The organism is Pseudomonas sp. yb_2 (genome assembly GCF_043103905.1).
GTDB lineage: Bacteria > Pseudomonadota > Gammaproteobacteria > Pseudomonadales > Pseudomonadaceae > Aquipseudomonas > Aquipseudomonas alloputida.
Genome location: NZ_JBICKH010000059.1, coordinates 86,138 through 104,175, shown reverse-complemented (window position 1 = coordinate 104,175; position 18,038 = coordinate 86,138). Strand labels below are relative to the sequence as shown.

The 18,038-nt window shown below is 62.8% G+C and carries 17 protein-coding genes; 12 read left to right on the top strand and 5 right to left on the bottom strand.

Annotation, left to right across the window (positions count from 1 at the left end):
* Positions 1 to 5 precede the first annotated feature (5 nt).
* The 7 genes from algG to ACF8FB_RS14450 all read left to right on the top strand — a co-directional run bounded on the left by algG (position 6) and on the right by ACF8FB_RS14450 (position 9,094).
* On the top strand, positions 6 to 1,565 hold the full coding sequence (algG, locus tag ACF8FB_RS14480) for a mannuronan 5-epimerase AlgG (protein WP_003251754.1): 1,560 nt from the start codon (positions 6 to 8) through the stop codon (positions 1,563 to 1,565).
* Between the two features lie 13 nt (positions 1,566 to 1,578).
* Positions 1,579 to 3,018 (top strand): alginate O-acetyltransferase, encoded by a 1,440-nt coding sequence (locus ACF8FB_RS14475; RefSeq protein ID WP_392511503.1) that lies wholly within the window; start codon positions 1,579 to 1,581, stop codon positions 3,016 to 3,018.
* An 8-nt stretch (positions 3,019 to 3,026) separates the two neighbouring features.
* A complete protein-coding gene (locus ACF8FB_RS14470; protein WP_392511502.1) occupies positions 3,027 to 4,130 on the top strand; it encodes a mannuronate-specific alginate lyase in 1,104 nt (367 codons plus the stop codon).
* A gap of 179 nt (positions 4,131 to 4,309) precedes the next feature.
* Positions 4,310 to 5,767 (top strand): MBOAT family O-acyltransferase, encoded by a 1,458-nt coding sequence (locus ACF8FB_RS14465; RefSeq protein WP_392509243.1) that lies wholly within the window; start codon positions 4,310 to 4,312, stop codon positions 5,765 to 5,767.
* An 11-nt stretch (positions 5,768 to 5,778) separates the two neighbouring features.
* Positions 5,779 to 6,936, top strand: a complete 1,158-nt coding sequence (locus tag ACF8FB_RS14460) for an alginate O-acetyltransferase (protein ID WP_392511501.1) — start codon at positions 5,779 to 5,781, stop codon at positions 6,934 to 6,936.
* 20 nt (positions 6,937 to 6,956) lie between these two features.
* Positions 6,957 to 7,604, top strand: coding sequence for an alginate O-acetyltransferase AlgF (locus tag ACF8FB_RS14455; protein WP_129932692.1), 648 nt, complete (start codon positions 6,957 to 6,959; stop codon positions 7,602 to 7,604).
* Between the two features lie 35 nt (positions 7,605 to 7,639).
* A complete protein-coding gene (locus tag ACF8FB_RS14450) occupies positions 7,640 to 9,094 on the top strand; it encodes a mannose-1-phosphate guanylyltransferase/mannose-6-phosphate isomerase (protein WP_003251742.1) in 1,455 nt (484 codons plus the stop codon).
* Positions 9,095 to 9,133: 39 nt separating this feature from the next.
* Here ACF8FB_RS14450 and ACF8FB_RS14445 read toward each other — a convergent pair whose 3' ends face one another.
* Positions 9,134 to 9,586, bottom strand: a complete 453-nt coding sequence (locus tag ACF8FB_RS14445) for a hypothetical protein (protein WP_392511500.1) — start codon at positions 9,584 to 9,586, stop codon at positions 9,134 to 9,136.
* Between the two features lie 169 nt (positions 9,587 to 9,755).
* On the opposite strand from ACF8FB_RS14445, the gene ACF8FB_RS14440 reads away from it, so the two are divergent.
* Positions 9,756 to 10,220, top strand: a complete 465-nt coding sequence (locus ACF8FB_RS14440) for a hypothetical protein (protein ID WP_014592314.1) — start codon at positions 9,756 to 9,758, stop codon at positions 10,218 to 10,220.
* A 30-nt stretch (positions 10,221 to 10,250) separates the two neighbouring features.
* Complete coding sequence (locus tag ACF8FB_RS14435) at positions 10,251 to 11,057, top strand: SDR family oxidoreductase (protein ID WP_392511499.1); 807 nt, start codon at positions 10,251 to 10,253, stop codon at positions 11,055 to 11,057.
* 248 nt (positions 11,058 to 11,305) lie between these two features.
* Here ACF8FB_RS14435 and ACF8FB_RS14430 read toward each other — a convergent pair whose 3' ends face one another.
* From ACF8FB_RS14430 to ACF8FB_RS14415, 4 genes are all read right to left on the bottom strand, one after another.
* Entirely contained in the window at positions 11,306 to 12,760 is a 1,455-nt protein-coding gene (locus ACF8FB_RS14430; protein WP_010952403.1) for an efflux transporter outer membrane subunit, read from the bottom strand.
* On the bottom strand, positions 12,757 to 13,818 hold the full coding sequence (locus ACF8FB_RS14425; RefSeq protein ID WP_392511498.1) for an HlyD family secretion protein: 1,062 nt from the start codon (positions 13,816 to 13,818) through the stop codon (positions 12,757 to 12,759). Before ACF8FB_RS14425 ends, ACF8FB_RS14430 begins: the two co-directional genes overlap by 4 nt.
* Positions 13,819 to 13,846: 28 nt before the next feature.
* Positions 13,847 to 15,388 carry an MFS transporter gene (locus ACF8FB_RS14420; RefSeq protein WP_010952401.1) on the bottom strand — a complete coding sequence of 514 codons (1,542 nt, stop codon included), beginning with the start codon at positions 15,386 to 15,388 and terminating at the stop codon, positions 13,847 to 13,849.
* Positions 15,389 to 15,504: 116 nt separating this feature from the next.
* Complete coding sequence (locus tag ACF8FB_RS14415) at positions 15,505 to 16,410, bottom strand: LysR family transcriptional regulator (RefSeq protein WP_010952400.1); 906 nt, start codon at positions 16,408 to 16,410, stop codon at positions 15,505 to 15,507.
* A 272-nt stretch (positions 16,411 to 16,682) separates the two neighbouring features.
* Here ACF8FB_RS14415 and ACF8FB_RS14410 point away from each other — a divergent pair, with 272 nt between their 5' ends.
* The 3 genes from ACF8FB_RS14410 to ACF8FB_RS14400 all read left to right on the top strand — a co-directional run bounded on the left by ACF8FB_RS14410 (position 16,683) and on the right by ACF8FB_RS14400 (position 18,012).
* Complete coding sequence (locus ACF8FB_RS14410; protein WP_350298590.1) at positions 16,683 to 17,129, top strand: universal stress protein; 447 nt, start codon at positions 16,683 to 16,685, stop codon at positions 17,127 to 17,129.
* Between the two features lie 92 nt (positions 17,130 to 17,221).
* Complete coding sequence (locus tag ACF8FB_RS14405; RefSeq protein WP_014859917.1) at positions 17,222 to 17,548, top strand: type II toxin-antitoxin system PrlF family antitoxin; 327 nt, start codon at positions 17,222 to 17,224, stop codon at positions 17,546 to 17,548.
* Positions 17,545 to 18,012 carry a type II toxin-antitoxin system YhaV family toxin gene (locus ACF8FB_RS14400; RefSeq protein WP_392509247.1) on the top strand — a complete coding sequence of 156 codons (468 nt, stop codon included), beginning with the start codon at positions 17,545 to 17,547 and terminating at the stop codon, positions 18,010 to 18,012. The genes ACF8FB_RS14405 and ACF8FB_RS14400 overlap by 4 nt, the downstream gene beginning before the upstream one ends.
* Positions 18,013 to 18,038 lie beyond the last annotated feature (26 nt).

Below are 18,038 nucleotides of genomic sequence, written 5' to 3'. Positions count from 1 at the left end.
CCGTGATGAACCTTCACCCGCACTTACGTCACAGCCTGTTGGCCAGTGCCTTGCTGCTGGCAAGCGGCCTGGCCACTGCCGCAGAACCCCAGGTGATCGCCAAGGAGCTGCAGCAGGCCAAGACCTATACGGTGGCCAGCGCACCGATCGAGCCGCTGCAGATGGACCCGCCAAAGCTGCCCGACCTGACCGGTTTCACGGCCGAGGCGGTGCAGAAGAAAATCGACCGCCGCCACAAGGGCAAGGTCAGCCTGCGCCGTATGTTCCAGGAGGACACCCTCAAGGAGTTCGTCGGCGGCGACAACAAAGCCGCCGAGTGGGTGCAGCGCCAGCACGGCATCCCGCAGGCGATCTTCGTCGATGACGGCCATGTCGACCTGACCGAGTTGAGCAAGAAGGTACCCAAACAGTACTTCAGCGAAGTCGAGCCCGGGGTTTACCTGGCACGCCTGCCGATCGTGGTCGGGCAAAAGGGCATCCTCGAGATCGACGGCAAGGTCAAACAGCTGCGCCTGTCCCAGGAGGGCGGCGCTTTTCTGGTCAATGACGGCAAGCTGTTCGTAACCGACACCCAGGTGACCGGCTGGCGGGAAAAGGACAACGGCCCGGCGACCTTCCGCTCGCCCAAGGAATTCCGCCCGTTTCTGCTGTCTTGGGGCGGTACCGAGACCTATATCGTCAATACGAAGATGGCCAGCTTCGGCTACGCCAAGTCCAAGTCGTATGGCGTGAGCATCTCGCAGTACACGCCGAACATGGCCAAGCGCATGGGCCGCCCGGAGCCCACCGGCTGGATCATCGGTTCGGAGTTCAGCGACATGTGGTACGGCTTCTACTGCTACGAAACCCAGGACTTCGTGATCAAGGACAGCACCTACCGCGACAACATCGTCTACGGCATCGACCCGCACGACCGTTCGCATCGCCTGATCATCGCCGGCAACACGGTGTACGGCACCAAGAAGAAGCACGGCATCATCGTTTCGCGTGAGGTCAACGACAGCTGGATCATCAACAACAAGAGCTACGACAACAAGCTCTCGGGCGTGGTGATCGACCGTAACAGCGTCAACAACCTGGTGGCCTACAACGAGATCTACCGCAACCACACCGACGGCATCACCCTGTACGAAAGCGGCGACAACCTGATCTGGGGCAACAAGCTGGTCAACAACCGCCGCCACGGCATCCGCGTGCGTAACAGCGTGAACATCCGCCTGTACGAAAACGTCGCCATGGCCAACGGCCTGGTCGGCGTATACGGCCACATCAAGGACCTGTCCGACACCGACCGCGACATCGCCCTCGACCCGTTCGACACCAAGGTGTCGCTGATTGTGGTGGGTGGCGAGCTGTCGGCCAACGGCTCCGGCCCGCTGTCGATCGACTCGCCGCTGTCGGTCGAGCTGTACAAGGTGTCCATGCTCGCCCCGCGCAAGGCCAGCGGCATCAGCCTCAATGGCGTGCTGGGCGAGCGCCAGGACGAAATCCTCGACCTGCTGGTACGCCAGCAGAAGGCTGTGCTGATCGACCCGGTCGAACGCCAGACCGAAATGATCGATTAAGGAAGCCCAGACCATGACTCCACACCTGATGAAACTGCTGGGCCTGTCCGCCGCCCTTCTGGCAATCAGCCAGGGCGTGCGCGCCGAAGACGTCAAGGCCCCGACCTTCAACGCCGAGCCCTGCTGCCAGTTGTGCCCTGAAGCGCACGATGCCAGCCGCTATACCACCCGCTATCAGCAAAACTTCACCACGCTGGTGCAGGCCCAGGGCGACTGGCTGTTCCGCACCCGCGAAGACCTGCGCACCGAGTTCAACACCACCCCTGCCGGCTACAAACGCCTGCAGCAAGTGCACGACGCGTTCAAGAAACGTGGCGTGGAACTGGTGGTGGTGTACCAGCCGACCCGCGGCCTGGTGAACCGCAACATGCTCAACCCGGCCGAAAAAGCCGCGTTCGACTACCAGAAGGCCCTGGGCAACTACCAGGCCATGCTCAAGCGCTTCGCCAGCATGGGCTACAACGTGCCCGACCTGTCACCGCTGACCAACGAGCAACTGGCCGCCGCTGACCAGGGCAAGGACTTCTACTTCCGTGGCGACCAGCACTGGACGCCGTACGGGGCCGAGCGCGCGGCGAAGATCGTGGCCGACACCGTGCACAAGATGCCGGCCTTCGAAGGCATCCCACGCAAGGAATTCGAGACCAGGAAGTCCGGGCGCATGGGCAAGACCGGCACCCTGCACAACGTTGCCGGCCAACTGTGCGGCACCAGCTACGCCGTCCAGTACATGGACCAGTTCGCCACCGAGCCGAAAGGCGCGAGCGGCGGCGACGACCTGTTCGGTGACAGCGGCAATGCGCAGATCACCCTGGTCGGTACCAGCCACAGCGGCAAGAACTACAACTTCTCGGGCTTCCTCGAGCAATACATCGGCGCCGACGTGCTCAACGTCGCCTTCCCAGGCGGCGGCCTGGAAGGGTCGATGATCCAGTACCTGGGCAGCGAGGAATTCCAGAAGAACCCGCCGAAGATCCTGATCTGGGAATTCTCCCCGCTGTACCGCTTGGACCAGGAAACCATCTGGCGGCAAATCCTTGGCCTGCTCGATGACGGCTGCGATGACCGCCCAGCCCTGATGAGCGCCAGCGCCACCCTCAAGCCTGGCAAGAACGAGCTGATGGTCAACGGCAAGGGCGGCGTGATCAAAGACCTGATCAACCGCAACCTGCAGATGGACGTCAAGTTCGAAGACCCCTCGGTGAAGGTGTTGCAGGCCACCCTCTGGTACCTCAACGGCCGCCATGAGGACATCAAGCTGGAAAAACCGGAAACCTCCGACACCGACGGCCGCTTCGTCTTCCAGATGCGCGAAGACGAGGACTGGGCCAGCCAGAGCCTGCTGGCGTTCGAGGTACAAGGGCCGGAAAGCGGCACCCAGAAGGTCGAAGCCAAGCTCTGCAAACGCAACAACTTCGCCGTGCCTGCGCAGACCGCGCAGGCTGGCCAGTGAGGCGACCCATGACCCTTTTCAAACGAATTTCCAGCCCCGCCCTGCTCGCGTTGGCCTTGTTTGGTGGTGCTGCGCACGCCGCGCTGGTACCGCCGCAGGGTTACTACCAGGGGATCGAAAAGCTCAAGACCGGTGAGGGTAACTTCCGCTGCGAAGCGGCGCCCAAGCCATACACCGGCCCGCTGCAGTTTCGCAGCAAGTACGAAGGCTCGGACAAGGCACGGGCAACGCTCAACGCAGCCTCGGAAAAGGCCTTCCGCAAGTCGACCGAAGACATCACCACGCTTGAAAAAGGCGTGAGCAAGATGGTCGGCCAGTACATGCGCGACGGCCGCCCGGCGCAACTCGACTGCACCCTGACGTGGCTGGGCACCTGGGCACGCGCCGGTGCATTGCTGTCCACCGACTACAACCATACCGGCAAGTCGATGCGCAAATGGGCGCTGGGCAGCATGAGCGGTTCATGGTTGCGGCTGAAATTCTCCAACTCGCAACCGCTGGCGGCACACCAGGCCGAGGCCGACCTGATCGAAAAATGGCTCAGCCGCCTGGCCGAGCAGACTGTGCGTGACTGGAGCGACCTGCCGCTGGAAAAGATCAACAACCACAGCTACTGGGCGGCCTGGTCAGTCATGGCTACCGCCGTCGCCACCGACCGTCGCGACCTGTTCGACTGGGCCGTGAAGGAATACAAGGTCGGCGCCAACCAGGTGGATGACCAGGGCTTCCTGCCCAACGAAATCAAGCGCAAGCAGCGCGCGCTGGCCTATCACAACTACGCCTTGCCGCCGCTGGCGATGATTGCCAGCTTCGCCCAGGCCAATGGCGTCGACCTGCGCGCCGAGAACAACTTCGCCTTGCAGCGCCTGGGTGAAGGCGTGCTGGCCGGCGCCCGCGACCCCAGCCACTTCAAGGCGCGGGCGGGCAAGAAACAGGACATGACCGACCTCAAGGTTGACAGCAAGTACTCCTGGCTCGAGCCCTGGTGTGCGCTGTACCACTGTGTCGGCGACACGCTTGAGCGCAAGCACGACATGCAGCCGTTCAACAGCTTCCGGCTGGGGGGCGATGTGACCCGGGTCTACGACCCGAGTGCAGAGAGCAAGAAATGAATTGACCCCCATTGCGGGGGCGGAACCTGTGGGAGCGGGCATGCCCGCGAAGAAGCCACCGCGGTGCATGGCAAGGGCTTGCCCGCTCCCACAGGAATCTAAGTTGCCTTCCAGTCTTGCACTGGGGGGTTTGGGGGGCGCTTTGCCCTGGATGCTGTGAACAAATTAGGAGAACCGGGATGGTCTTCTCGTCCAACGTGTTCCTGTTCCTGTTCTTGCCGATCTTCCTCGGCCTGTACTACTTGAGCGGGCAACGTTATCGCAACCTGCTGCTGCTGGTCGCCAGCTACATCTTCTACGCCTGGTGGCGGGTGGACTTCCTGGCACTGTTCGCCGGCGTCACCCTGTGGAACTACTGGATCGGCCTGAAAGTCGGTGCCGCCGGTGTGCGCACCAAGCCTGCGCAGCGCTGGCTGCTGCTCGGCGTGGGTGTCGACCTGGCAATCCTCGGCTACTTCAAGTACGCCAACTTCGGCGTCGACAGCCTGAACGCGATCATGACGTCGTTTGGCCTGGAGCCATTCATTCTGACCCACGTGCTGCTGCCGATCGGTATCTCGTTCTACATCTTCGAGTCGATCAGCTACATCATCGACGTATACCGCGGTGACACCCCGGCTACCCGCAACCTGATCGACTTCGCAGCGTTCGTGGCGATTTTCCCGCACCTGATCGCAGGCCCCGTGCTGCGCTTCAAGGATTTGGTCGACCAGTTCAACAACCGCACCCACACCCTGGACAAGTTCTCCGAAGGCTGCACCCGCTTCATGCAGGGCTTCATCAAGAAAGTGTTCATCGCCGACACCCTGGCCGTGGTCGCCGACCACTGCTTCGCCCTGCAAACCCCCACCACGGGCGATGCCTGGCTCGGCGCCCTGGCCTACACCGCACAGCTGTACTTCGACTTCAGCGGCTACAGCGACATGGCCATCGGCCTGGGCCTGATGATGGGCTTCCGCTTCATGGAAAACTTCAAGCAGCCCTATATCAGCCAGTCGATCACCGAGTTCTGGCGGCGCTGGCATATCAGCCTGTCGACCTGGCTGCGCGACTATCTGTACATCACCCTGGGCGGTAACCGCAAAGGCACCTTCAATACCTACCGCAACCTGTTCCTGACCATGCTGCTGGGCGGCCTGTGGCACGGTGCAAACTTCACCTACATCATCTGGGGCGCCTGGCACGGCATGTGGCTGGCCATCGAGCGCGCGCTGGGCCTCGACACCAACCCGCAGCGCTTCAACCCAGTGAAGTGGGCCTTCACCTTCCTGCTGGTGGTAGTCGGTTGGGTGATCTTCCGCGCCGAAAACCTGCATGTGGCCGCCCGTATGTACGGCGCGATGTTCAGCTTCGGCGACTGGCAGCTGTCGGAGCTCAACCGCGCCCAGCTCACCGGTCTGCAGGTGGCCACCCTGGTCATCGCCTACCTCACCCTGGCGTTCTTCGGCCTGCGCGACTTCTACCGCAATGCCAGGCCGACGCCCAAGGCGACCCCGGTGCAGGTCAACGCTGACGGCTCGATCGGCCTGGACTGGACCCGGGTGATGACCCGCGCACTGATCCTACTGCTGTTCGTCGCCTCGATCCTCAAGCTTTCGGCGCAAAGCTACTCGCCGTTCCTTTACTTCCAGTTCTGAGGTTGATGACCATGACCCGGACATTACGCATCACCTACTCCCTGTCGTTCCTTGGCCTGCTGGTCGGCATGGGCGCCTGGTCCACCGGTGGCCTGCAGAATTTCCAGCGCACCGAGCAGATGACCCTGCTCAACGGCAAGCTGGCCAAGGCCGCCGAGACCCACTACGACGCCGAATTCCCGGTCAAGCGCCTGGGCACCAACCTGTGGGCGGCCATGGACTTCAAGCTGTTCAACGAAGGCCGCCCAGGTGTGGTACTGGGCCGCGACCAGTGGTTGTTCAGCGACGAAGAGTTCAAGCCCACCGCCGGTGCCGAGCAATTGATGCAGGAAAACCTGGCACTGATCCGTGGCGTACGCGACACCCTGCAGCAACACGGTAGCCAGCTGGTGCTGGCGATCGTGCCGGCCAAGGCACGGGTCTACACCGAGTACCTGGGCAAAGAGCGGCCTGCCAGCCTGCATGACGACCTGTACAACCAGTTCCATGTCCAGGCACGCCAGGCCAACGTGTTCGCACCGGACCTGATGGCACCGATGGAGCAGGCCAAGGCCCGCGGCCAGGTATTCCTGCGTACCGATACCCACTGGACGCCCATGGGTGCCGAAGTGGCGGCGCAGGCGCTGGCCGAAGCGGTCAGCCGCCAGAGCCTGCTCAATGGCGCCCCACAAGCCTTCATCACCGAAGCCGGCAACACCGCCCCCTACAAGGGCGACCTGACCAACTTCCTGCCACTGGACCCCTTGTTCAGCAACCTGCTGCCGGCCCCGGACAACCTGCAGAAACGCACCACCCGGCCGGTCGATGCCGAGGGTGACGCCGGCGACGCGTTGTTCGCCGACAAGCAGATCCCGGTTGCACTGGTAGGCACCAGCTACAGCGCCAACCCGCACTGGAACTTCCTTGGCGCGCTGCAGCAGGCCCTGCGCAGCGACGTCGCCAACTACGCCGAAGACGGCCATGGCCCGCTGCTGCCGATGCTCAAGTACCTGCAAAGCGATGCCTTCAAGAACGCCGCACCACAAGTGGTGGTGTGGGAATTCCCCGAACGTTATCTGCCAATGAAAAACGACCTCAGCAGCTTCGATCCGCAGTGGATCGCGCAGCTGAAAAACTCCCGTAAATCCGAAGAAAACCTGGCCTTGTCGTCCACCCGGACAGACCACTGACTGATAGAGAGGAAACGCACATGACTACCAAGACTTCCATTGCCAAAGCCCTCACCCTCGCGGCCGGCCTTTCCCTTGCTTCGATGCAGGCCTTCGCTGGTGCCGACGCCGCACTGTATGGCCCAAGCGCGCCGAAAGGCTCGACCTTCGTACGCCTGTACAACGCGACCAGCGCACCGGCCGCCGCGTCGGTCGGCAACACCCAGATCAAACAGGTTGGCGCACAGGCCAGCAGCGACTTCAGCTTCCTGCCAGGCGGCGACTACACAGCCCAGGTCGGCGGCAAGAGCGTGCCGGTCAAGCTGGCCTCGGACAAGTACTACACCCTGGTCAACAGCAACAGCGGCACCCCGAAACTGATCGAAGAACCACCGTTCAAGAACAAGCAGAAAGCCCTGGTGCGCGTGCAGAACCTGAGCGACCAGCAACTGACCCTGAAAACCGCCGACGGCAAGACCGAAGTGGTCAAGCCGGTGGCCGCCAACGGCCGTGGCGAACGTGAAATCAACCCGGTCAAGGTCAACTTGGCGCTGTACCAAGGAGACAAGAAAGTGGGTGACGTGAAACCCGTCGCCCTGGAGCGCGGCGAAGCCGCAGTGCTGTACGTAACGGGTTCCGGCAACGCCTTGTCGCCGGTGTGGGTAACTCGCCCCGTGGCTAGCAACTGATTCCCCTGCCTCTCAACGACTATTGGAGAAACATGATGATCCCGGTAATTCTTTCTGGTGGTAGCGGTTCCCGTCTGTGGCCTCTGTCGCGCAAGCAGTTCCCCAAACAGTTCCTGGCCCTGACCGGTGAGCACACGCTGTTCCAGCAAACCATCGAGCGCCTGGTATTCGAGGGCATGGACACCCCGATCGTGGTCTGTAACAAGGACCACAAGTTCATCGTCCAGGAGCAACTGGCCGCACTGAAGCTGGAAACCCAAGGCATCCTCATGGAACCGTTCGGCCGCAACACCGCGCCGGCCGTGGCCATGGCTGCCATGAAGCTGGTCAACGAAGGCCGCGACGAGCTGATGCTGGTGCTGCCTGCCGATCATGTGATCGATGACCAGAAAGCCCTGCAACGTGCCTTGGCCTTGGCCACCGTGGCCGCCGAGCGTGGCGAGATGGTGCTGTTCGGCGTGCCGGCGACCAAGCCGGAAACCGGCTACGGCTACATCCGTTCCAGCCAGGATGCGCTGCTGCCCGAAGGCGTGGCGCGGGTTGCGCAGTTCGTCGAGAAGCCCGACGAGAAACGCGCGGCCGAGTTCGTCCAGGCCGGTGGTTACTTCTGGAACAGCGGTATGTTCCTGTTCCGCGCCAGCCGCTTCCTCGAAGAGCTGAAAAAGCACGACGGCGACATCTACGACACCTGCGTACTGGCCCTGGAGCGCAGCCAGGAAGACGGCGATGTACTGAGCATCGACGAAGCCACCTTCGCCTGCTGCCCGGACAACTCCATTGACTATGCGGTGATGGAGAAAACCCAGCGTGCCTGCGTGGTGCCGATGTCGGCCGGCTGGAGCGATGTAGGCTGCTGGTCGTCGCTGTGGGAAGTGCACGAGAAAGACGACAACGGCAACGTCACCAAGGGCGACGTGGTGGTTCAAGACAGCCGCAACTGCATGATCCACGGCAACGGCAAACTGGTGTCGGTGATCGGCCTGGAGAACATCGTGGTGGTCGAGACCAAGGATGCCATGATGATTGCCCACAAGGACAAGGTCCAGGGCGTCAAGCAGATGGTCAAGACCCTCGACGAACAGGGCCGCACGGAAACCCAGAACCACCTGGAAGTGTATCGCCCGTGGGGCTCGTACGACTCGGTGGACATGGGCGGCCGCTTCCAGGTCAAGCACATCACCGTCAAGCCGGGCGCCAGCCTCTCGCTGCAGATGCACCACCACCGCGCCGAACACTGGATCGTGGTATCCGGTACCGCCGAGGTGACCTGCGACGAGAACGTGTTCTTGCTGACCGAAAACCAGTCGACCTACATCCCCATCGCTTCGGTGCACCGTTTGCGCAACCCGGGCAAGATCCCGCTGGAGATCATCGAGGTGCAGTCCGGCAGCTACCTGGGCGAGGATGACATCGAGCGCTTCGAAGATGTGTATGGGCGCACGTCCACCCCCATCGAGCGCGGCGTTTCGGTGAAGACCATCGCGCAGTAAATGCTGACTCGCCCCTGGGCTGACCAGGGGCGAGCCTGCTCATTCACCGCTCGGGGCTATGACGTAGATGTCGAATGGGCCACCCACCACCCTGAAAGGTCGCTGCAAATCATCCTCCCCTTCAAATTCGAAGGACTCAGCCCTGATGCTCGTGGCAGTCATCTCGAGTTTCCGGATACGCCCGGATTTCGCATAGCCGCCATAGGTTGTGCCGCGCTTGTGAACAAGCGCCCGGTTTGCCTCACCGCCGATAACGACATCCCGCACGCCCTCCTGTAGTTCCAGATCGAAGTCAATGTAGACGTCCGCATCTTCGGCCTGCCCCTTGTAGGCGTACAACCACGCTGATTTTTCAGCGTTCCCGTAGTCCACGCCCTCGGAAACGAAATCCTCCTTTTGACCCGCAAGGCTGATGACAGCCGTAACGTTGCCCTTGGCAGGTGTTTTTTTCATTTCTTGCGCAAGCTTTTGCTCAACCGATGTGTCACTCATGGCCATGCTCCTTTTGAATTGGCATGGCGGAATCTAGAATGGATGTACCTTTTCCAACACTCGCAGCACTGCTAGGTCTGGCTTCTGGCACAGTGACTCACCGGTGACATGACCGCTGGGTTCTCGATAGGCTGTAGCCATCCATCCGCGCGAATGAGGCGATTACGCGATGCTGATCGGTGCCCTGCTGATCCTCACCTGGCTGGTGTTGTTGTTGCGTTACCCAGCCAAGGCTCTTCCCATCTCCCTGGCGGCTGTGTGTGGCCTGGGCCTGGTGGCCCTGTTCGTCGTCTGGCAAGACAGCCGCGAAAGCAGTCGACTGGCGCGCCTGGACCTGCGTCTGACCTACGCCCCCGAACACTGTCCCGCCGACCGTGCCTTGCAGGTACGCATGAAGAACGGCAACGACGTGCCGCTGACCGAACTGCGCTGGCGCGTGGCGGCGTACGCACCGGGCGATACCGTGAACCTGGCCGAGAACACCTACAACGCCCCGCGATACCGCGGGCCAGGTGAATTGCAGCCGGGGGCCGAGTGGCAAGACTGCCTGCCATTGCCGCCACTGCGTTCCGGCTATCGGCCGCAGACCCTGGAATTCCGCGCAGAACGCCTGCAAGGTACATTTGCCAATTGATGTGTTTCCTCCATGAAAACAGGCCCCTACATGCCCACCGTCCTGATCACCGGTTGTTCCAGCGGCATCGGCCGCGCCCTGGCCGACGCCTTCCGCGATGCGGGCCACCATGTCTGGGCCACCGCCCGCAAGCCTGAGGATGTCGAGCAGTTGAGTGCCGCCGGCTACACGGCCCGGCAGCTGGATGTAAACGATGGCGAGGCGCTGGCCCTCCTGGCAGAGGAACTTGAGACCCTCGATATCCTGATCAACAACGCCGGCTACGGCGCCATGGGCCCACTGCTCGATGGTGGCGTCGACGCCCTGCGCCAGCAATTCGAAACCAACGTCTTCGCCGTGGTCGGCGTTACCCGGGCGCTGTTCCCGCTGCTACGCCGCTCACGCGGCCTGGTGGTGAATATCGGCAGTGTATCGGGCGTACTGGTCACGCCATTCGCTGGCGCGTACTGCGCCTCGAAGGCGGCTGTGCATGCCCTGAGCGATGCCTTGCGCCTGGAACTGGCGCCGTTCGGTGTGCGGGTAATGGAAGTACAGCCGGGCGCAATCGCCTCGCAGTTCGCCAGCAATGCCCAGGCCGAGCAGGTGCTGGCGGCAGACTCGGCGTGGTGGCCTTTGCGTGAGCATGTGCAGGCACGGGCGCGGGCATCGCAGGACAAGCCAACGTCGGCGGCGGTATTTGCCCAAGGCGTGCTGGCAGCCGTCGGCAAGTCGCCGGCGCCCGCGGTGGTACGTTTGGGGAATGGCAGTACAGCCTTGCCGCTGATGGCACGGTTGCTGCCGCGGCGGTTGCTGGACTGGGTGCTGCGCAAGCGCTTTGGCCTGCTGCGCCCGCTCTGAGTGATCGCCTGCCTGTACCCGCGAAAGGGCCGGGCCTGCAGGACAATTTTCACCCGCCGTTCACCGTTGCCGCCGCTACCGTATTCGCGGGTAAACCCGCTCCTACACCAGATTGGTGGTGGACACACATCGGTGGTTGGACACAGGCCGCTGTAGGAGCGGGTTCACCCGCGAAGAGGCCAGTACAGGCTGTAAAGCATCCTGCCATGGACCGCAGTACCCCGCCCTCCAGATACTGCGCGTCCTCTCTAACCGTGAGCATTCGGCGGCGGCTCATCAAACGCCTGCCAGCCTCCACCCAGCGCCTTGTAAAGCCCCACCAGCGCCTGCGACACCGCGGCCGAGCTGTCGATCCATTGCTCCTCGCTGGCCAGCAGCGCACCTTGCACCGTCAGCACATTGAGAAAGTCCACCGCCCCTTCCACATACTGGCGCTGGGCGGTTTCCAGGGCGATACGGTTTTGCCGCACGGCCTCGGCAAGGTGATCACGGCGCAACTGACTGGCGTTGTACAGGCGTAGCACATCGTCAATTTCATGCCAGGCCCCCAGCACCACCTTGCGATAGTTCAGCGCGGCTTCCTGCTGTTGCGCCTCGCGCAGTTCCAAGGTGCCCTTGAGCCGGCCGCCTTCGAAAATCGGCAGCGACATCTGTGGACCGAAGGCGAACCGGCGCGAATCCCAGCCACCGAAATCCGACAGCTGCAGGGCCTGGAAGCCGACACTGCCCGACAGGCGGATGCTGGGGTAAAAATCCGCCTTGGCCACGCCAATGCTGGCGGTGGCGGCATGCAGGCGGGCCTCGGCCTGGCGGATGTCCGGGCGGCGCTCGGCCAGTTCAGACGGCAAGCCGATGGCAAACTTCTGCTGCGGCGCAGGCAGCTCGCCGCCTTGCAGCAATTCGGCCTGGAGACTGCGCGGCGGCTCGGCAGCGAGCAGGCTGAGGGCATTGATCAGGTCATCACGCTGCGCTTCCAGGCTTGGCAGGCGCGACTCGATAGACGCGACCTGGGCGCTGGCCTGGGCCACATCCAGGCGCGTGGCAACGCCTTCGGCCTGGCGGTCCTGGGACAGCTTCAGGCTGTGCCGGGCGACCCTGAGGTTATCCTGCGTCACATCGAGGGTGTGCTGCACGGCACGCAGCTGGATGTAATTGCCGGCGGTTTCCGAAAGCAGTGCCAGCAGCACACCGCGGCGGTCATTCTCGGCCACTTCGACCGTGGCATCGGCAGCCTCGACCTGACGCCGCACACGGCCCCACAGATCCAGTTCCCAACCGGCCACCAGGTCGCCCTGCCAGAGGTTGAAGGCTTCTTTCCCGGCCTTGCCGGACGGATCGCTCAAACCATCGGCGCTGTTACGAGCACGGCTGTAACCGGCGTTCACGTCCACCGACGGTACTTCGTCGGCAGCCAAGGTACTGCGCAGGGCACGGCTTTGCAGCAACCGCGCGCTGGCCATCTGCAGGTCGAGGTTGCGTTCGGCAACGCGCTGGATCAACGCGCTCAGGCGGGCATCGTGGAACGTTTCCCACCAGCGCAGTTCAAGCGGTTCGGCCTGCGGCTGACTGGCCGCTGCCTCGCCTTGCAGCGGCGCCCACTGCTGCGGGGCCTGGCTATCTGGGCGCTGGAAATCCGGGCCCAGGGTGCAACCGGTCAGCAGCACAGCCAGCAGCAAAGGGCTCAAGCGTAATCCCGGTTTCATCGCGCGCTTACCTCTTTGCCGTCCAGCTTGTCGCCACGCGTGTCGATGGTGGCTTCGACCGACATGCCCACACGCAGGCGGGTGAGCAGTGGCTGGCCATCATCGAGAACGATCTTGACCGGAATGCGCTGCACCACCTTGGTGAAGTTGCCGGTGGCGTTGTCTGGCTTGACTGCGGCGAAGGTGACGCCGGTAGCCGGGGCAATGCTTTGCACATGGCCTTGCAGGGTTTCGCCGGAGAAGGTGTCGACGCTGATGCGCACCGGCTGGCCCGGCTGTACGTGGGTCAGCTGGGTTTCCTGGAAGTTGCCGACCACATAGGCCTGCTGCAACGGCACCACCGACAGCAGGCGAGCGCCCGGGTTGACGTAGGCCCCCACGCGCAGGGCGCGTTCGCCGACCATACCGTCCACCGGCGCTGTGATGCGGGTGTAGGACAGATCGAGCTGGGCCTTTTCCAGGCCTGCTTCGGCACGCTTGAGCTGGCCATCGGCGCTGGCCACTTGAGCCGTGAGGATGTCCACCTGCTTGCGCGCCGCCACCCGCGCAGCTTGAGCGTTGGCCAGGCGAGCACGGGCTTGATCGACAGCGCTGCGCGCCTGCTGGGCGTTCTGCACGGTACCCGCGCCCTGCTCGGCAAGGCGGCTGTAGCGATTGACTTCATGGTCGGCGAACGCCACCTCAGCCTGGGCCGCCTTCACTGCCGCTTCGGCCTGGGCAATCAGCGCGTCCTGGCGTTCAAGCGTGGCGCGGGCATCGGCGCTTTGTGCCTGGGCTACCAGCAACTGCGCCTGCGCAGCATCCAGCGCGGCCTGGTAGTCACGCGAGTCGATGGTCGCCAGCAACTGGCCAGCTGTGACCTGCTGATTGTCTTCCACCAGCACTTGCTTGATGAAACCGGCGACTTTGGGCGCGACCACGGTGTAGTCGGCGGTCACATAGGCGTCATTGGTGCTCTGGCGGTGATCGCTGCCAAACATCCAGGGGCCGACGATGCCGGCCAGGACGGCCACGGCCAGCACCGAGCCGATGAAAAGGGTTTTGCGGTTGTTGGTCATTTCAATGGTTCTCGAAATCATCCAGGGTTCAAGCCACCGCACGCGGCGGATAGACCCGGGTAGGCACGAAAGGAATCAGGCAGATCAGGGCCACGGCGATACAGGCCAGCACCAGATAGAGGTCAGCTGAGGTCAATACCTGCGCCTGGTCGTGAATGCGCTTGGCCAGGCCGGCGGCGTTGCCGTCGACCAGCGGGGCGTTGCCCAGGCTGTCCACCAAGTGATTGGAATGGAAGTGCCGGCGCAGGGTGCCAAGAACATCCAGCAGGCCACCGGCGATGACGGCGGCCAGGCCCTTGACGGTGTTGAACCAGCTGGAGGCGAACGGGCCCTCCTGCGGGGTCATGCCATTGGTGGACAGCATCAGCAACGGCAGCACTGCCATCGGCTGGCCGAACACCTGCAGCAGGTAGAACGGGTAGAAGTCGCCACGGATCCACTCGCTGGTCAGCAGGCTGCTGCCAACACAGGACACCGCCAGCATCGCCAGGCCAATGCCCAGCACCCAGCGGCAGTCCACTGCGCGGATGTTGCACAGTGCCGCCGTCAGCGGCAGGGCGATCAGTTGCGGCATGGCCACCAGCATCATCAACGGGCTGGTCTGCGCCGGGCGGTAGCCCTGGATCTGCGCAAGGTAGGCCGAGGGGATGCTGCCCACACCCGAAAGCACGACCAGCACGCCGGCCAGGGTCACCAGGGCGAAACTCAAGTTGCGCCGCTGCAACAAGCGCAACTGGAAAAACGGCAACGGCTCGGACCACTCGTTGTACATGAACAACACCAGCAACAGCAGGCCACCGCCCAGCAGCCAGCAGATCAGCGGCGAGTCGAACCAACCCCAGCGGTCGCCCAGCGACAGGCCCAGCACAGTGCAACTGATGGCGGGCAGGCCCAGCAGTACGCCCCGCCAGTCGAACTGTTTGAAACGCTCCAGGCGCAGCGGGTCCTGCGGCAGCCCCCAGCCTACGCAGACCATGGCCAGCAGCGAGGGCAGGATGATCTGCCAGAACGCCCATTGCCAACCGACGTATTCGGTCCACAACCCCGCCAGCGGCGTGCCGAGGTTGGGGCCAAAGGTGGCGGTCAGGGCGTAGCAGGCCAGGCCATAGACCTTGATACCTGGCGGCAGAAAGCGCAGGGCCACGCTCATCAGCATCGGCGGCAAGGCGCCAGCGGCAAAGCCCTGCAGTACGCGCAGCAACATCAGGCTGTGCAGGTTGGGGGCGAACGGTTGCAGCAGGCCAAGCACGGCGAACAGACCCACTGCGCTCATGGTGAAGCGCCGCAGCGAGAAGGTCGTGGCCAGCCACGGCGCAAAGGCCATGGCCGAGACCGAAGCGGCGCTGTATACCGCCAGCAACCAGGCACCTTCGTCGGCACCGATGCCCATGGCGCCGCGGATATCGGCCAGGGAAATCTTGGTTACCGACTCGTTGAGGCCGGCGCACAGCACAGCCAGCAACACACCGAACAGCCCGACCACCACCTGCAGGCCAAACGCCGTCTGCGCAGGCGCGGCCGGCGCGGGTGCGGCGGCCAGCGCCGCAGAGGGCGCCGTCAGGGAAGTCATGAGAATACATCTCCAGCAACAATTTCAGGGCTGGGGCAAGTTTAAGAAGGTCGAATGCTGACGAAAACTGACTTGTCGGTAGTTTTATATTGCGTCAGACGCAATCCATGCCTGAATCACGGATCGATGCGGCCACACGCTTTCAACGTCTGGCGCAACCAACGGTGCGCGGGGTCGTTGTCGAAGCGCGGGTGCCACGCCTGCATTACATTGACCGTCTCCAACGGCACTGGGATCTCGAACGAGCGCAATGGCAACTTCAACCGCTGCACACTGTTGAGGATATTGGCGGGTATCGGCAGGATCAGGTCCGAATCCGGCAGCGAGAACATCGCCGAGTGGAAGCTGGTGGTGATCAGGGCCACGCGCCGCTCCACCTTGTGGTTGGCCAACGCCACATCGATCGGCCCGTTGGCACGGCCGCGTCGAGACACGCTGATCTGCGGGTAGGCGGCAAAACGCTCAGGGGTGATCGGGGCATCGAAGATAGGGTGGCCCACACGCGCCAGGCCTACAAAGTAAGTATTGAACAGGCTCTGCACCTTGATTTCCGGGCCCAGTTCAATGGCCGAGCTGATGATCAGGTCGATATGCCCGTTGCGCAGCACTGCATCATCGTCACCACTGCCCTCCGGGACAAACCGCAACACCGTACGCGGCGCCTGGGCCAGCATCATGCGCAGCAGCTGGGCGCCGTAAAGGGCAATGAACAAATCATTGGTGCGGATGTTGAAGGCACGGTCCAGGTTAACTAGGTCGACATCGTCACGGCTGCGGAACACCTGCCCGGCCTGCTCCACCAGGCCATGCACCTGCTCGCGCAGGGCCAACGCACGGGGCGTAGGCACCAGGCCACGGCCGGCGCGCACCAGGATCGGGTCACCCAAGGCATCGCGGATACGCCCCAATGTCCGGCTCATGGCCGCCGGGCTCAGGTTCATGCGCTGCGCTGCGCCCACCACGCTGCCCTCGTCGAGCAAGGCATCGAGGGCGACGAGCAGGTTCATGTCCGGGAGTTGCATGGCCGTTTTCCGTTACAGCTGCGGGAAACGCGATGGTAGCAGGTTGGTGGATTGCATCAGACGCAATGCGCTCTTGCGTGGTGGGGCATTTATTCACTGGGCGTATTCGGCCTTAAATGAAGCATTGGCAGGTCTGGCCTTTTCGCGGGCGCGCCCGCTGCCACAGGCCCCCCACAATTCCCGAATGTTGTGCGACACACCTGTGGGAGCGGGCATGCCCGCGAAAGGGCCGATCCTGCAGCCACACAAGCCAGCCTCTGCCAAGGATTCCAATGCCCAGCCCCGTCCTGATCGCCATCGACGCCTCCCCCGCCTCCAGCACCCTGCTCACCCTCGCCCGCCGCTACTGCCGCCCCGGCGAACACGAACTGCACGTGCTGCTGGCCATCGATTCCACCTTCGCCGTGCATGAGCAACCTGCACCCTACACCGCCGAGGAACTGGAAGAATACCCCGCCGCCTGCCAGGAACAGCAGCATGCCGACCACGCCGTAGCCGAGGCCGTGCGCGAACTGCAGCAAGCCGGCTTCGCCAGCCAGGGCTGCATGGTGGCCGGGCTGCCGGTTGAAGCGATTGTGGCCAAAGCGCGGGAATTGAACTGCGAACTGATCATCATGGGCCACCGCCACCTGTCGCGGTTGGGGCGGTTGCTGGACCCGTCAATCAGCGCGAAGGTGATTGACCGGGTAGACATGCCAGTGTTGGTGGGCTCTGCCTGACCGCTCATCACCGTGGTAATGCACCTGCATTGACAAGGCAATGCAATCGCATTACCTTGAGTTGTATCGCTGTCACCCACAGGACATTACTCATGGCTGCCACCTTCGACGTCGAGTCCACGCTGACCGATCGCTATCAAACCACTGTTCCCGAAACGGTGCGGCGCGCCTTGGGCTTGAAAAAACGTGACAAGATCCATTACTCGATTCGCCCCGACGGTGGGGTGATACTCACCCGCGCAGAGGCAACCGAGGACGATCCGGTACTGGGCAAATTTCTGGATTTCCTGGCACACGATATCGCTACCAACCCTCAACGGCTGCAGGTTGTCGATGCTGGCCTCATCGCGCGCCTCGACAAGCTTGTCGGCGACGCGGAGGTCGACCTGGATCAACCTCTGTCGGCGGACGATGAATGAGTGATGCGAGCAGGAAGCCTCTGGTTATTCATGGATGGACTGTAATTGCCCACCCGCTGTTCCTGGCCAAACTGGACGCGCTAAGCGCTCAAGTCGAGGCTCAACGGGACAAAGACCCAACGGGTTATACGAAAAGAAATACCTTTAAAAGGCTGGCCGCCATCCGGCGGTTGGCGTTCGATGTAATCCCTCAAGACCCGACCAAACCCGAATACCGGCAAGGGACAACACTTGGCGGTGACCACAAGCACTGGTTCAGAGCAAAGTTCTTCCAGCAGTACCGGTTGTTCTTCCGCTACCACACCCCCAGCAGGATCATCGTGCTGGCCTGGGTCAATGACGAGTCGAGCAAGCGGGCCTATGAAAGTAGCGACGATGCTTACAAGGTCTTTCAAAAGATGTTGCATAGCGGCAACCCACCGGACGATTGGGACCAGTTGCTGCAAGAGGCTGCCGCAGATTGAGCCGACTGGCTAATACGCATGCATCA

Excerpts from the sequence above, each read along its gene's own strand:
- algG (WP_003251754.1), top strand. The coding sequence starts at position 6 with ATGAACCTTCACCCGCACTTACGTCACAGCCTGTTGGCCAGTGCCTTG.
- ACF8FB_RS14475 (WP_392511503.1), top strand. The coding sequence starts at position 1,579 with ATGACTCCACACCTGATGAAACTGCTGGGCCTGTCCGCCGCCCTTCTG.
- ACF8FB_RS14470 (WP_392511502.1), top strand. The coding sequence starts at position 3,027 with ATGACCCTTTTCAAACGAATTTCCAGCCCCGCCCTGCTCGCGTTGGCC.
- ACF8FB_RS14465 (WP_392509243.1), top strand. The coding sequence starts at position 4,310 with ATGGTCTTCTCGTCCAACGTGTTCCTGTTCCTGTTCTTGCCGATCTTC.
- ACF8FB_RS14460 (WP_392511501.1), top strand. The coding sequence starts at position 5,779 with ATGACCCGGACATTACGCATCACCTACTCCCTGTCGTTCCTTGGCCTG.
- ACF8FB_RS14455 (WP_129932692.1), top strand. The coding sequence starts at position 6,957 with ATGACTACCAAGACTTCCATTGCCAAAGCCCTCACCCTCGCGGCCGGC.
- ACF8FB_RS14450 (WP_003251742.1), top strand. The coding sequence starts at position 7,640 with ATGATCCCGGTAATTCTTTCTGGTGGTAGCGGTTCCCGTCTGTGGCCT.
- ACF8FB_RS14445 (WP_392511500.1), bottom strand. The coding sequence starts at position 9,586 with ATGAGTGACACATCGGTTGAGCAAAAGCTTGCGCAAGAAATGAAAAAA.
- ACF8FB_RS14440 (WP_014592314.1), top strand. The coding sequence starts at position 9,756 with ATGCTGATCGGTGCCCTGCTGATCCTCACCTGGCTGGTGTTGTTGTTG.
- ACF8FB_RS14435 (WP_392511499.1), top strand. The coding sequence starts at position 10,251 with ATGCCCACCGTCCTGATCACCGGTTGTTCCAGCGGCATCGGCCGCGCC.
- ACF8FB_RS14430 (WP_010952403.1), bottom strand. The coding sequence starts at position 12,760 with ATGAAACCGGGATTACGCTTGAGCCCTTTGCTGCTGGCTGTGCTGCTG.
- ACF8FB_RS14425 (WP_392511498.1), bottom strand. The coding sequence starts at position 13,818 with ATGACCAACAACCGCAAAACCCTTTTCATCGGCTCGGTGCTGGCCGTG.
- ACF8FB_RS14420 (WP_010952401.1), bottom strand. The coding sequence starts at position 15,388 with ATGACTTCCCTGACGGCGCCCTCTGCGGCGCTGGCCGCCGCACCCGCG.
- ACF8FB_RS14415 (WP_010952400.1), bottom strand. The coding sequence starts at position 16,410 with ATGCAACTCCCGGACATGAACCTGCTCGTCGCCCTCGATGCCTTGCTC.
- ACF8FB_RS14410 (WP_350298590.1), top strand. The coding sequence starts at position 16,683 with ATGCCCAGCCCCGTCCTGATCGCCATCGACGCCTCCCCCGCCTCCAGC.
- ACF8FB_RS14405 (WP_014859917.1), top strand. The coding sequence starts at position 17,222 with ATGGCTGCCACCTTCGACGTCGAGTCCACGCTGACCGATCGCTATCAA.
- ACF8FB_RS14400 (WP_392509247.1), top strand. The coding sequence starts at position 17,545 with ATGAGTGATGCGAGCAGGAAGCCTCTGGTTATTCATGGATGGACTGTA.